At 65.6% G+C, this 12,575-nt stretch carries 9 protein-coding genes; 6 read left to right on the top strand and 3 right to left on the bottom strand.

The window, feature by feature from the left end; all coding sequences use genetic code 11:
* Complete coding sequence (locus J2R80_RS22365; RefSeq protein ID WP_028338275.1) at positions 1 to 771, top strand: ABC transporter ATP-binding protein; 771 nt, start codon at positions 1 to 3, stop codon at positions 769 to 771.
* A gap of 13 nt (positions 772 to 784) precedes the next feature.
* On the opposite strand, the gene J2R80_RS22370 is transcribed toward J2R80_RS22365, so the two are convergent.
* Positions 785 to 1,548, bottom strand: a protein-coding gene (locus J2R80_RS22370) for an IS5 family transposase (RefSeq protein WP_141343516.1) whose coding sequence is annotated in 2 segments (ribosomal slippage) — positions 785 to 1,210 and positions 1,213 to 1,548 — 762 coding nt in all. Because the reading frame shifts where the segments join, the coding sequence is not laid out codon by codon here.
* Between the two features lie 191 nt (positions 1,549 to 1,739).
* Between J2R80_RS22370 and J2R80_RS22375 the strand changes: the two genes are divergently transcribed.
* Positions 1,740 to 2,609, top strand: coding sequence for an MlaD family protein (locus J2R80_RS22375; protein WP_028341638.1), 870 nt, complete (start codon positions 1,740 to 1,742; stop codon positions 2,607 to 2,609).
* Positions 2,610 to 2,830: 221 nt separating this feature from the next.
* On the opposite strand, the gene J2R80_RS22380 is transcribed toward J2R80_RS22375, so the two are convergent.
* Positions 2,831 to 8,848 carry a negative regulator of septation ring formation gene (locus J2R80_RS22380; RefSeq protein ID WP_253639436.1) on the bottom strand — a complete coding sequence of 2,006 codons (6,018 nt, stop codon included), beginning with the start codon at positions 8,846 to 8,848 and terminating at the stop codon, positions 2,831 to 2,833.
* A 382-nt stretch (positions 8,849 to 9,230) separates the two neighbouring features.
* On the opposite strand from J2R80_RS22380, the gene J2R80_RS22385 reads away from it, so the two are divergent.
* The gene (locus J2R80_RS22385) at positions 9,231 to 9,608 is read left to right on the top strand and encodes an Hpt domain-containing protein (RefSeq protein ID WP_076825720.1); all 378 of its coding nucleotides are present in this window, start codon (positions 9,231 to 9,233) and stop codon (positions 9,606 to 9,608) included.
* Positions 9,609 to 9,769: 161 nt separating this feature from the next.
* A complete protein-coding gene (locus tag J2R80_RS22390; protein WP_016841525.1) occupies positions 9,770 to 10,090 on the top strand; it encodes a 2Fe-2S iron-sulfur cluster-binding protein in 321 nt (106 codons plus the stop codon).
* Between the two features lie 6 nt (positions 10,091 to 10,096).
* On the opposite strand, the gene J2R80_RS22395 is transcribed toward J2R80_RS22390, so the two are convergent.
* Positions 10,097 to 10,558, bottom strand: coding sequence for a thioesterase family protein (locus J2R80_RS22395; RefSeq protein ID WP_076825837.1), 462 nt, complete (start codon positions 10,556 to 10,558; stop codon positions 10,097 to 10,099).
* Positions 10,559 to 10,722: 164 nt separating this feature from the next.
* Between J2R80_RS22395 and J2R80_RS22400 the strand changes: the two genes are divergently transcribed.
* Complete coding sequence (locus tag J2R80_RS22400) at positions 10,723 to 11,751, top strand: NAD(P)/FAD-dependent oxidoreductase (RefSeq protein WP_057016688.1); 1,029 nt, start codon at positions 10,723 to 10,725, stop codon at positions 11,749 to 11,751.
* A gap of 137 nt (positions 11,752 to 11,888) precedes the next feature.
* A complete protein-coding gene (locus J2R80_RS22405) occupies positions 11,889 to 12,455 on the top strand; it encodes a DUF2147 domain-containing protein (protein WP_253639437.1) in 567 nt (188 codons plus the stop codon).
* The last annotated feature ends 120 nt before the right edge of the window (positions 12,456 to 12,575 follow it).

Below are 12,575 nucleotides of genomic sequence, written 5' to 3' on the forward strand. Positions count from 1 at the left end.
ATGGCGGAAGAGGACAACGACGCCATCATCCGGGTCCGCGACATCACGGTTCAATTCGGCAACACGCGGGTGCTCGACGGCCTCAACCTCGACGTCAGGCGCGGCGAGATCCTCGGCTTCGTCGGGCCCTCGGGCGCCGGCAAGTCGGTGCTGACGCGCACCATCATCGGGCTCGTGCCGAAGGTCGCCGGCCGCATCGAAGTGTTCGGTGTCGATCTCGACGCCGCGAGCACCTCGCAGCGCCGCGCCGTCGAACGCCGCTGGGGCATCCTGTTCCAGCAGGGCGCGCTGTTCTCCTCGCTCACGGTGCGCCAGAACATCCAGTTTCCGGCGCGCGAATATCTGCGCGTCTCGCAGCGGCTGCTCGACGAGATCATGGTGGCAAAACTCGTGATGGTCGGGCTGAAGCCGGAAGTCGCCGATCGTTATCCGTCGGAATTGTCGGGCGGCATGATCAAGCGCGTCGCGCTGGCGCGCGCACTCGCGCTCGATCCCGAGCTCGTGTTTCTCGACGAGCCGACCTCGGGTCTCGATCCGATCGGCGCCGGCGAGTTTGACGAGCTGGTGCGCACCCTGCAGCGCACTTTGGGGCTGACCGTTTTCATGGTAACCCACGATCTCGACAGTCTTTACACCGCGTGCGACCGTATCGCCGTTTTAGGGAACGGTAAGATCATTGCTGCAGGATCGATCGCCGACATGAAGGCGTCGCAGCATCCATGGCTGCAGCAATATTTCAACGGCAAGCGCGCCCGTGCCGTTGTGGCCTAGGTGGTGTGGACACTTATCGCAGCCATAGGACGATGGCAGCGAGAGTGACGACGGCCCGGTAATTCCGGGCGGTCTTTTCGAAGCGGGTTGCGACGCGTCGGAACTGCTTGAGCTTGCTGAAGCAGCATTCCACGAGATGGCGCTGGGCATAGAGATGTTTGTCGAGCGGATATTTGAGGGCTCGCGAGGGGTTGTTGGGGATGACGGCGAGCGCCTTTTTGGCGGCGATGTCTTGGCGCAAACGATCGGCGTCATAAGCCGTATCGGCGATGACGACCTCGGCGGGCAGCCCCTCGATTAATGCAGCGGCTTGTGGTGCATCGCCCTTCTGGCCCGCGGTGAGCGTGAACCGCACGGGGCATCCCAAGCCGCGTACGGCCATATGTATCTTCGTGCTCAGGCCGCCGCGCGAGCGCCCGATCGCTTGATCTTCAGACCCCCTTTTTTCGCCCCGGCGGCGTGCTGATGCGCCCGGACAATGGTGGAATCGACGATCAGATATTCGAAGTCCGGATCCTCGGACATCGCCTCGAAGATGCGGCACCAGACACCCTTGCGGCTCCATCGACTGAACCGCCGGAACACGCTGTTCCAATCTCCAAAAGCCTCCGGAAGATCACGCCAAGGAGAGCCCGTACGCACGATCCAAAGCACACCTTCCACGAACATCCGGTTGTCCCGCCCGGTCGAGCCCTTCTGATCGGGCCGGCCTATGATCAGCGGCGCCATGCGCTCCCAGGCCGCGTCGCTCAACACCAAACGCTCCATCACACCCAAGGCCGCCTCCCAAAAAGAAGCCTTGAATCTGATTTGCTCTCAAAAGGGAATCCTTAGAGTCCACACCACCTAGCCCATGATCCCGAAACCTGGAGCCGATTTTCGGACGAGATCATGCGCCAACAGGAATTCGACCGGCTCGAGCGCAGCCGGCTGCGCGAGGGCCCAAGAGTGATTAACGCGAGTAATTGATGGAAACGCGGGCGAACTACGTCTTGATCGGGGCTTTCACGCTGGCGGTGATCGCCGCCGCATTCGGCTTCGTGCTGTGGTTCCAGAGCCTCCACACCACCAAGCAGCGCAGCCCCTTGCGGGTGATCTTCGAAGGGCCCGCGTCAGGCCTGCGCAACGGCGGCAATGTCAATTTTAACGGTATTCGGATAGGGGAAGTGGTCTCGGTGAAGCTCGACAACCCGCGGCGCGTGGTTGCGCTGGCGATGATCGAGAACAACGCACCGCTCCGCAAGGACACCCTGGTCGGTCTCGAGTTCCAGGGCCTCACCGGCGTCGCCGCGATTTCGCTCAAGGGCGGCGAGGAGGCCGCCCCGCCGGTGCCGCTGGACGAGGATGGCATCCCGGTTCTGACCGCCGACCCGAATGCGCTGCAGGACGTCACCGAGGCGATCCGCGCCACCCTGCAAAACGTCAACCGCATCGTCGCCGACAATCAGCAGTCGGTGAAGAATTCACTGAAGAATCTCGAGGTCTTCACCCAGGCCTTAGCGCGCAATTCCGAGAAGATCGACAACGTCATGCTCAAGGTCGACGGCGTGATGGGCAAGGCCGACAGCCTGATGCTTGGCCTCAATGCGATCGCGGGCGGCAACAATGGCAGCGAGCTGAACCTGATGGTGAAGTCGATCCGCGAACTCGCCGAGGATCTCGACAAGCGCTCCAATCTCCTGATCAACGACGGCCGCAGGACGCTGTCCGACATCAGCCGCGCCGTGAACAATTTCGACCGCAACCCGAGCCGGGTGATCTTCGGCGGCAGCAACAACGCCGCACCCGAGCCCGCGCCGGCTCCGGCGACCGCGCCCGGGCCGCGGCGGCGGCAATAAAGGGCGAATGGCGAACAGGTTCGCTGCCCTCTGGTCGCACAGTCATTCCGGGGCGGTCCGTAGGACCGAACCGGAATCTCGAGATTCCGGGCTCGATGCTTCGCATCGCCCCGGAATGACCCTGTCGAGTCTTCGTCGACGCGAATTTTCCAATCCCACCCAAAACAAAACGGAGGCCGTGAGGCCTCCGTTTCCATTCGCTACACGCTTACTTTGCCGGCTTACCCCAGCCGTCCCGCGGCGTGCGCGAGCAGGGTGTAGACCAGCCCGGTCTCCGAGGTCAGGTGGCTGCTCAGCTCCTGCTGGCCGCGGCCGTCGCGGGCGACTTCGTCGAGCAGGCGCTCGAACTCCGCGATGTAGCGGTCGACCGTCTGCTTGAAGCCGCGGTCGGCGCGATACTTGCGGGCCACCTCATCGAAGGCCTTCTGGCCGGCCGGCGTGTAGAGGCGCTTGGAGAACGCCTTGTTCTCGCCGCGCTGGTAGCGATCCCACATCTCGGCCGCAAGCGTGCGGTCCATCAGCCGGCCGATGTCGAGCGACAGCGACTCCAGCGGATTGACCGGCTGCTGCTGCGGACGCGGGCGCTGCTGGGCGTCGCGGCTCTGCGGGGCAGGCGGCGGTGCGTCGCTGCGGTTGAGCAGGTCGGACAGCCAGCCGTCGCCGTTGTTGTCGGAGCCTGCCGGGCTGACCGACGGGGCCTCGGTGCGGCGCGAGCTCGCCATGCCGAGATCCGGCGGCGGCAGCGTCGAGGCGCTGTTGCCGTTGTCCCGCATGCGCACATCGCCGCGGCCGCCGGCGGCAGCCACCACCGGCTCCTCGTGGCGAACGCTGGCGCGGTTGGTCGAGACCACGTCGAGTCCGCGGCCGTGATGAGCGACGATGCGGTTCAGCTCGGCCAGCGCCTCGATCTGGTCGACGATCACCTTGCGCATCTGCGCGGTGTTCTCGGCGGCCTCCTGCGGCATCTCGAGCACGCCGCGGCGAAGCTCGTTGCGGGTGGCCTCGAGCTCGTTATGCATCTCGCTCGCCATCTGCTTCATCGCCGTGACCATCGCGGAGAACTTCTCCGTCGATTCCTTGAACATCGCATCGGTCTCGGCGTTGCTCTGCTGGTAGAGGTCGTTCATGGCGTCGACGGTCTGCTGACGCTCGTTCTCGGCCGCCAGGCGCACCGCCTCGAACTGCCTGCTGATCGCAGCCGAACCGGCGCCTGCGGTCTCCGCCACCACGCGGGCGATGTCGCGGGCGCGTTCCTCGGCCGCTCCGAGCGATTCATCGAGCAGCCCGGTGAAGCGCGACAGCCGCTGGTCGAGATCGGTGGTGCGAAGGTCGATGGTCGTGACCAGCGCTTCCAGCGCCGACTTGCGCTCGCTGACGGAGGCCGTCGTCGAGCGGTTGGCCTGCTCGACCACGGCAGCCGCATCGATCAGCGCCTTGCCATGGGTCTCGAACTGGCTCGACAGCGCGCCGAGATCTTCCAGCGCCTTGCCGGTCTTGCTGTTGAACACCGTCAGTTGGTCTTCCAGCGTCTGGGTTGCCACGCCGTTGCGCGAGGTGACGTCGTTCATGGCGGACACGAAGTCGGCCACGCGGGTCACCAGCGCGCGCTCCAGCGAGTTGAGGTTGTCGTGGGCGCCGGTCAACACTTCCTGCAAGAGGATGTTGCCTTCGCGCAGCCGCTCGAACAGCGCGACCGTATCGGTGCGCAGGATCTTGCTGGTCTCCTGCATCTCCGTGACGGCCGAGATCGAGACCTGGCGCGACTGGTCGATCGCCGCGCGCGAAGCCTGCTCGAGCTCCTTGAGCGACTTCGCCACCGCGCCGGTCGCCTGATCGCCGGCCGAGGTGATGTTGCGCGCGACATCGCTGCCGTGGGCCGACATCGACTGCGAGAAGGCGAGGCCGCGGGTTTCGATCGCCTTCAGCGCATCCGCGGTGGCGCGATCCATGTCGCTCGACAGCTGCGTGGTCTTGGCGGTCAGCGCCTCGACCAGCGAGCCGCGGCGGCCGTCGACCATCTGCGACAGACGCTCGGTCTGCTGCTGCACATAGGTGACGATCTCGTCGGTCTTGCCGGTCATCGCCGAGCCGAAGGCGCTGGAGGCCGACAGCACCGAACGTTCGATGTCGGCGGAGGTCGTCTTGACCTTGGTCGAGACCTCGTTGGACATGGTGATCAGCGCGGCCTGCGCGTTCTGCGCCGAGGTCTGGATGTTGTCGGTTGTCTTGGCCGTGACCGCACCCAGCGCGCGCTCGATATCGGTCGAGAGCGTGCGGATCTGGGCGGCGGCATCGGCGGAGGTCGCCGCAAACGAGCTCTGGGCCTCGCGGGCGCTGCCCAGGATGGTCTGCGCAGTCTCCGCGCTGGCCGTGGTCAGTGACCGCTCGATCTCGGCGGAGATCTCGCGGATCTGGCTTGCGGCCTCGCTGGAGGTCGCCACGAACGAGCTCTGGGCATCGCGGGCGCTGCCGAGGATCGCCTGCGCGGTGTTGGTGCCGACCGAGGTCAGGGTGCGCTCGACATCGACGGCCAGCGACTTGACATGGTTGGCTGCTTCCGTCGACGCGGTGACGAGGGTGTTCTGCGCCTCGCGGGCGCCGGCCGTCAGCATCTCGACGGTGCCGGAGCCGGCCATCGACAGTGCACGCTGGATGTCGGCGGCAAGCGCCGACACCTTGGTCGCGGCCTCGGTCGACGCGTTGACCAGGGTGCTCTGGGCCTCACGCGCGCCTGACGTGATCGATTCCGCGGTGGCGGAGCCGGCCATCGACAGCGAACGCTCCATATCGGCCGCCAGCGAGCGGACCAGATCGGCGGCCTCGGTGGATGCGCCTGCCAGCGTGCTCTGGGCCTCGCGAGCGGAGGCGACGACGGCTTCCGCGGTGGCGGAGCCCGCCATCGACAGCGAGCGCTCGATGTCGGCCGACAGCGTGCGGGCCAGGTTGGTGGCTTCGGTCGACGCGCCCGCCAGCGTGCTCTGGGCCTCGCGGGCGGAGGCGACGACGGCTTCCGCGGTTGCGGTGCCGGCCATCGAGAGCGAGCGCTCGACGTCGCTGGCGAGCGACTTGACCTGGCCGGTGACGTCGGTCGACGTCGAGATCAGCGTGGTCTGGGCCTCGCGGGCGCCGGTCATGATTGCCTCGGCGGCGGCAGAGCCGGCGGTCGAGAGCGAGTGCTGCACGTCGGCCGCGAGCGTGCGGACCAGGTTGGCGGCTTCGGTGGAAGCACCGGCAAGCGTGCTCTGGGCTTCGCGAGCGGAGGCGACGACGGCTTCCGCGGTGGCGGAGCCGGCCATCGACAGCGAACGCTCGACGTCGCTGGCGAGCGACTTGACCTGGCCGGTGACGTCGGTCGACGTCGAGATCAGCGTGGTCTGGGCCTCGCGGGCACCGGTCATGATCGCCTCGGCGGCGGCAGAGCCGGCCATCGACAGCGACTGCTCGACATCGCTGGCCAGCGACTTGACCTGGCTTGCGGCCTCGACAGAGGCGCTGACCAGCGTGGTCTGCGCGTCACGGGCGCCCGACAGCACGGAGGCTGCGGTGGCGCTGCCGGCCGCCTGCAGCGTGCGTTCGACATCCTCGGACAGTGCCTTGATCTGCGAGGCAACGTCGCCGGAGGCCGAGACCAGCGACACCTGGGCGTCGCGGGCACTGGTGAGGATCGAGTTGGCGGCGCTGGTGCCGACGGCGGTCAGCACGCTCTCAACCTCGGCCGAGCTCAGCTTGAGCTGGTTGCCGACGTCCGCGGACACGGTGAGCAGCGCCTGCTGCGCCGTGCGCGCGCCGGTCTGGATGGTTTCGCTGGTGTTGACCACGAGGTTGGTCAGCGAACGCTCGGCGTCCTCGACATGGGACTTGATGCTCGACGACAACAGCTCGGCGCGGGACATCAGGTCCTCGCTCGCCTGGCGGCCGCTGCTCTCGATGCGGCCGGCGACGGCCTCGACGCGCGAGCCCAGCAGGTCCTCGAATTGCGCGACGCGGGTGTCGATGTCGCTGGCGATGACGCCGACGCGGCTCTCGATGCCCTGCTGGATGTCGGCGAAGCGCGCCGAAATGGTGTCGGTCAGGTTCGCGCTGTGACCATTGATGGTGTCGGCGAGGCGGGTGCTGTGGCCGTTGAGGGTGTCGACCAGGCGGACGCTGTGGCCGTCGATGGTCTCGGTGACGCCGTTGATGCGATGGTCGACCGCGGCGATCGCCTGCACGGTGCCTTCGGTCAGGGTGGTGGTGAGCAGGCCAAGCCGCGAGTCGATCGACTGGATCGCCTGGGAGGCGCCGTCGGTCAGCTGGGTCGCGAGCGTGCCGAGATGGCCGTCGATGGTCTCGGTGACCGACTTGGCGCGGCTCTCGAAGGTGACCTCGAGGGACTTCATGCGGCCGTCGATCGCGTCATCGAGCGATTGCAGACGGCCGTCGAACGAGCCGATCTTGCTGGCGAGCGAACTGTCGAACGACGACAGCTTGTCGGTCAGCGAGGCGTCGAGATTGGTGACGCGGCTGCCGAGCGTGGTCTCGAACTGCAGCAGGCGCTGGTCGAGCGAGGCGGTGATCTCGCCGCTGTTGCTGGTGACACGGTGGTCGAAGGTGTCGACATAGGTCTTCAGGCTGTCGGCGATGTCCTGGGTCCGCTGGCCCATGCGCTCGACGATGTCGCCGCCGAAGGTCTTCACCGTGCGGTCGAATTCCGAGATGTGGCGGGTGATCAGCGCGCCGAGCGTGCCGGAGTCGCGGGCGAATTTCTCGGCGAGCTCGCTGCCGTGGTTCTTCACCAGGTCGTCGAACGCGCTCATCTGCAGCGACAGCGAGTCGTGCGCGGTCTCGGTCTGGCCCACCACCTTGGCGACCAGCGAATTGACGGTGACGTCGAGCGCCTCGCTTGCCTTGTCGCCGGACGTCAGGATCTGGCCGGCGAGGCGGTTGCCGGCATCGTCGATCTTGCTGACGAGGTCGTTGCTGCGCAGCTCGAGCTCGAGCAGCAGCGAGTCGGCGGAGTTCTTCAGGGAGTCGTGGACCTCTTCGGTGCGGTCGGAGATGCCGTCGACGATGACGGACGAGCGCTGCTCGAACTCGCCGGTGATGCGGTCGATGCGCTCGTTCAGCAACTCGTGGACGCGATCGGCCAGATCGACGAACTCGTCATGGACATGGCCGGTCTTGAAGTTGAGGCTGGTGGTCAGCCGTTCTGAGGCGTCCATCACCGCGCGCGTGGTCTCGGCGCTGGCCTCCTCGAGACGGTCGAGCAGGTCGCCGCCGCGCTCGCCGAGCGCGAGGATCATGTTGTCGCCGGCATGGCTCAGCGCGGTGGTGATGTGCTGGCCGCGCTCTTCCAGCGCGCCGGTGATGCTCTTGGCGACCTCGTCGACGCGCGAGGCGATCGCGTCCGAGATCAGCGCGATGTCGTGGCGCAGGTCGATCTGCACGCCGGAGATCGCGCTGCGCACCTGCTCGGCCTGGCCGACCAGGTTGTCGCGCTGGTGGGCGATGTCCTGCAGCAGCGCGCGGATGCGCACCTCGTTGTCGGAATAAGCGCGTTCCAGCGCCGCGACCTCGTTGGCAACGAGGGTCTCGAGTTCGCCGGCGCGCGCGATCGCGCGCTCGACGCCGTCGCCCATCGCCGCGACCTCGCGGCGGATCGCCTGGCCGACCGTCACCATGGAATCGGCGGCGGCGTTTTCCGGCTCGGAGAATCGCATCGCGACCTGCGCCATCGATTGCGCGATCATCTGCATGCGCTGACCGTGCGCGGCGAGGCTGGCGAGATAGTAGAACAGGAGGATCGGCACGGCGAACAGCGCGGCCAGGCCGGCGAGCACCAGGACGCCGGTGCCCTGAGCCATCGAGGCCTGCAGGGCCGGCCAGAACGCGATGGTGAGGATGACGCCGCCCAGCAGCCAGGCGCCAGAGCAGACAAAGAACAGCGTGAAGGCGTTGCGCGCGCGTCCTCCCTGCAGCGTCTGCAGCATCTGGCCGATGGTTTCGCGATCATCATTGGCGGCGCGGCGCGGCGCGCGCGGTTCTTCGATCGGCTCGAACGCGGAACGATCGGTATTACTCGGACGGGACTCGAACGATGAGGCTGAAAAATCGGCGGCGGGCGGCAGGTTCGGCGGCGCGGCGCCTTCGTTGAGGGGGCTGCGATTCTCCGCGCCCTGTTCGCTGATGTTGAGGGCTTCCTGGATGGCAGAAAGCGCGACTTCGGTGGGATCTTTGACCTTCTTGGGAGTGTTCGCCATGTTCAGTCTGAGCCCTCTCACTATTTTACGCGTCGGCGAGCCTGCGATCGTCCCCACGCAAGCTCGAAGCCGGTGCCCACAAGCGGAGCGCAAGCCGGCCCCCTGGGCGGCTTGTCCGCTACATCCGCAAACATCCTATTGGGAGAGCGATGCGAATGAAATGCTTGCGATTAATACTTTCTTAATCATCGTTAACAGCTTTGCGCCATAAGGCCTTATGGGCACTCGAAATTCCGGCTGTAGAGCGCCGATTGTGTCCGGAAATTGTCCAGAATCGGGCGGTTTTGCCGATCATCCCAACAACAATCCGTTAACCAGTTTCGTGATTGGCTGGGGCAACGATCCGCCGGCGAGGGCCCGGCGGAGACGACAGGGACAGGCCATGCCGCTTCACCTCGAACGGGTCGAATGGACGCAATCGCCGCCGCTGGCTCCCGGCGCCGGGCCGATCGACGTCGATCATCTTCAGCGCATGACGCTGGGTGATCCGGGCCTCGAGCGGGAAGTGCTGGCCATGTTCTCGACCCAGTCGGCCCGGATCCTCGGTGAACTGGCCGCCTTGCCGCCCGAGGCGGCGACCCATGCCCATACCCTGAAAGGATCGGCGCGGGCGATCGGCGCCTTCGGCGTCGCCGAGGCTGCTGCCCAGCTGGAGACCGCGCTGAGCGGCGGTTCCGATGCGGCCCAGCCGCTTGCCGCGCTCGGCGCCGCGATTGCCGAGGCGCGCACGGCGATCGAGCTGATCCTGGGCCGCTCCTAGGCGTCCGGCGTCTCGGCGGTCCGCCGCGACAGCTTGGGCGGCATCCCAACCGGCGGGCAGGTTTTCGGTCTCCGCGCTAGCGCTGTGCGGACCGACCCGTTATACGACTGCCCGGGACCTTTCCATCCATCGTCCGGCGCATTCCGGCAGCACGAGCAATCATGGCCAAAATCCACTTTATCGACCATTCCGGCGAGAAACGCACAGTTGACATCGAGAACGGCGCGACGGTGATGGAAGGCGCGATCCGCAACGCCATTCCCGGCATTGAAGCCGAATGCGGCGGCGCCTGCGCCTGTGCGACCTGCCATGTCTATGTCGATGAAGCCTGGCGCGAGAAGGTCGGCGCGCCGTCACCGATGGAAGAGGACATGCTGGATTTCGGCTTCGACGTGCGTCCGAATTCGCGGCTGTCCTGCCAGATCAAGGTGACCGACGATCTCGACGGATTGGTCGTGTCGACGCCGGAGCGACAGGCCTAAGATCTCTTATTCGCCGTCCGGATTCACTCCGCGACGGACCCAGCGGCGGAAGTTCTGCTTGACCTCCGCCGGCAGCGGCGTCGGCCTGCGCGTGGCCTCATCGATCATCACCGTGACCGCCTTCGCCGACGCCACGCATCTGCCTTCCGAAAACACCACCTGGTCGAAGGTGGTCGATGTGCGTCCAAACTTGACGAGACCGAGCCCGAGCTCGATCTGACCCGGCCAGTGCAGCTCGGCGCGGAAATGGATGTCGAGGCGCACCATGATCCAGCCGAGCCCCGCCGGCATCAGCCCCATGCTGCGGTCCTTCACCAGCGTGACGCGGCCGGTTTCAAAATAGCTCGCATAGACGGCGTTGTTGACGTGCCCGTTGGGGTCGAGATCGGCAAAGCGCACATTGTCGGACAGGCGGTAGGGAAAGTCTTCCAGGCGCGGCGCATCGTCAGCACGAACAGGGGCATTCACGAGGGGGATCTCCGTCGGTTTCCCGCCCATACAGCCGACTTGCGCAGGCTCGGCAAGGGGTTGCCGCGCCAGCCGCTGTCCCTATTATGCATGTCGCGATCCGGCCCACTTGGCTGGACAGGCGAAAAAGCCGTCCAGTCGATTTCAACTGAAAAGAAGCGGACATGAGCGAAGCGATCAAGACCGATGTGCTGATTATTGGCGCGGGCCCCTGCGGACTGTTCGCCGTGTTCGAACTGGGCCTGCTCGACATGAAGGTGCATCTGGTCGACATCCTCGACAAGATCGGTGGGCAGTGTGCCGAGCTCTATCCCGAGAAGCCGATCTACGACATTCCCGGAATTCCCTTCGTCACCGGTCAGGGCCTCACCGAACAGCTGCTGGAGCAGATCAAGCCGTTCAATCCGACCTTCCATCTCAACGAGATGGTGGAGAGCATCGAGAAGATCGGCGATCCCTTGTTCCGCGTGAAGACCGATGCCGGCAAGGAGTTCGAGTGCAAGGTCGTCGTGATCTCGGCCGGCGGCGGCTCGTTCCAGCCGAAGCGCCCGCCGGTGCCGGGCATCGAGGCCTATGAAGGCACGTCGGTGTTTTATGCCGTGCGCAAGATGGAGCAATTCCGAGACAAGAACATCCTGATCGTCGGCGGCGGCGACTCCGCGCTCGACTGGACGCTCAATCTGCATCCGATCGCCAAGCGCATCACGCTGCTGCACCGGCGCGACGATTTCCGCGCGGCGCCGCACAGCGTCGAGCAGATGCGTGCGCTCGTTGCCGACGGCAGGATGGATCTGAAGATCGGCCAGGTCACGGGGCTCGAAGGCGCCAACGGCCAGCTCTCGGGCGCGGCGCTCAAGGGCAACGACAATGCGGTCTCGACGATCGCCTGCGATACGATGCTGCCGTTCTTCGGACTCACCATGAAGCTCGGCCCGGTCGCGAACTGGGGCGTGGCGCTGGAGAACAATCTGGTGCCGGTCGACACCGCGGCGTTCGAGACCAACGTGTCAGGCATCTTCGCGATCGGCGACATCAACACCTATCCGGGCAAGCTCAAGCTCATTCTCTCCGGCTTCCACGAGGGTGCGCTGATGGCGCAGAAGGCGCACCGCTACGTGTATCCGGACAAGCGGCTGGTGTTCCAATACACAACCTCGTCATCGAGTCTGCAGAAGAAGCTCGGGGTGAACTGATTCACTCGGGCAGAGACCAATGCCAGGGGCATGGGCCACTTCCTGCGCGGCTCCTGCGCGGCGCGGGCACTGGAACGCTCCGTGAAATGGCCGTAGTCTGCTTGTAGTCGAGTTGGTCGATTGATCAGGTGATGATGATGCGGAACACGCTATCCAGACTTCGGCTGATCCTCGCGATCGCCACGGCCTTTGCGCTAGCTGCTCCGCTTGCGGCCTCGGCGGCCGACCCGTCGGCTGCCGGTCTGTGGCAAAAGATCGAAGACGGCAAGCCCGAGGGCTGGTTCCTGGTGATCGAGCGCAATGGCCTGTTCGAAGGCATGATCGCAAAGATGTTCTTATCGCCCGGCGACCCGCCCAATCCGGTTTGCTCGAAATGCACCGACGATCGCAAGGACATGCCGTGGCTCGGCATTCCCCTCATCCGCGACATGAAGCGCAACGGGCTCGCCTATGAAGGCGGCAACGTGCTCGATCCGCGCAACGGCAAGGTCTATAAGGCCAAGATGACGTTGAGCGCCGATGGTCAGACGCTGACCATGCGCGGCTTTCTCGGCATCTCGCTGTTCGGCAAGGATGAGGTCTGGACCCGGCTGCCTGACACCGCGGTGGCCCAACTCGATCCCGCGATCGTCGCCAAATATCTGCCGGCGCAAGCCGCCGTGGCGAAGCCGGCGGCGCCGGTGCCCGCGACGAAGCGGCACTAAGGCGCGATGAGATTAGGTTGAATCGTCATCGCGCTTTAGTTCTTTGTTTGAGCATGATCTTTTCGGAAAACCGCTTCGCACTTTTCCGGACCATGCTTTAGCACTTCTCTCTAACGCTCC

Origin of the sequence: Bradyrhizobium sp. USDA 4541 (assembly GCF_024171085.1) — a bacterium.
GTDB lineage: Bacteria > Pseudomonadota > Alphaproteobacteria > Rhizobiales > Xanthobacteraceae > Bradyrhizobium > Bradyrhizobium australafricanum.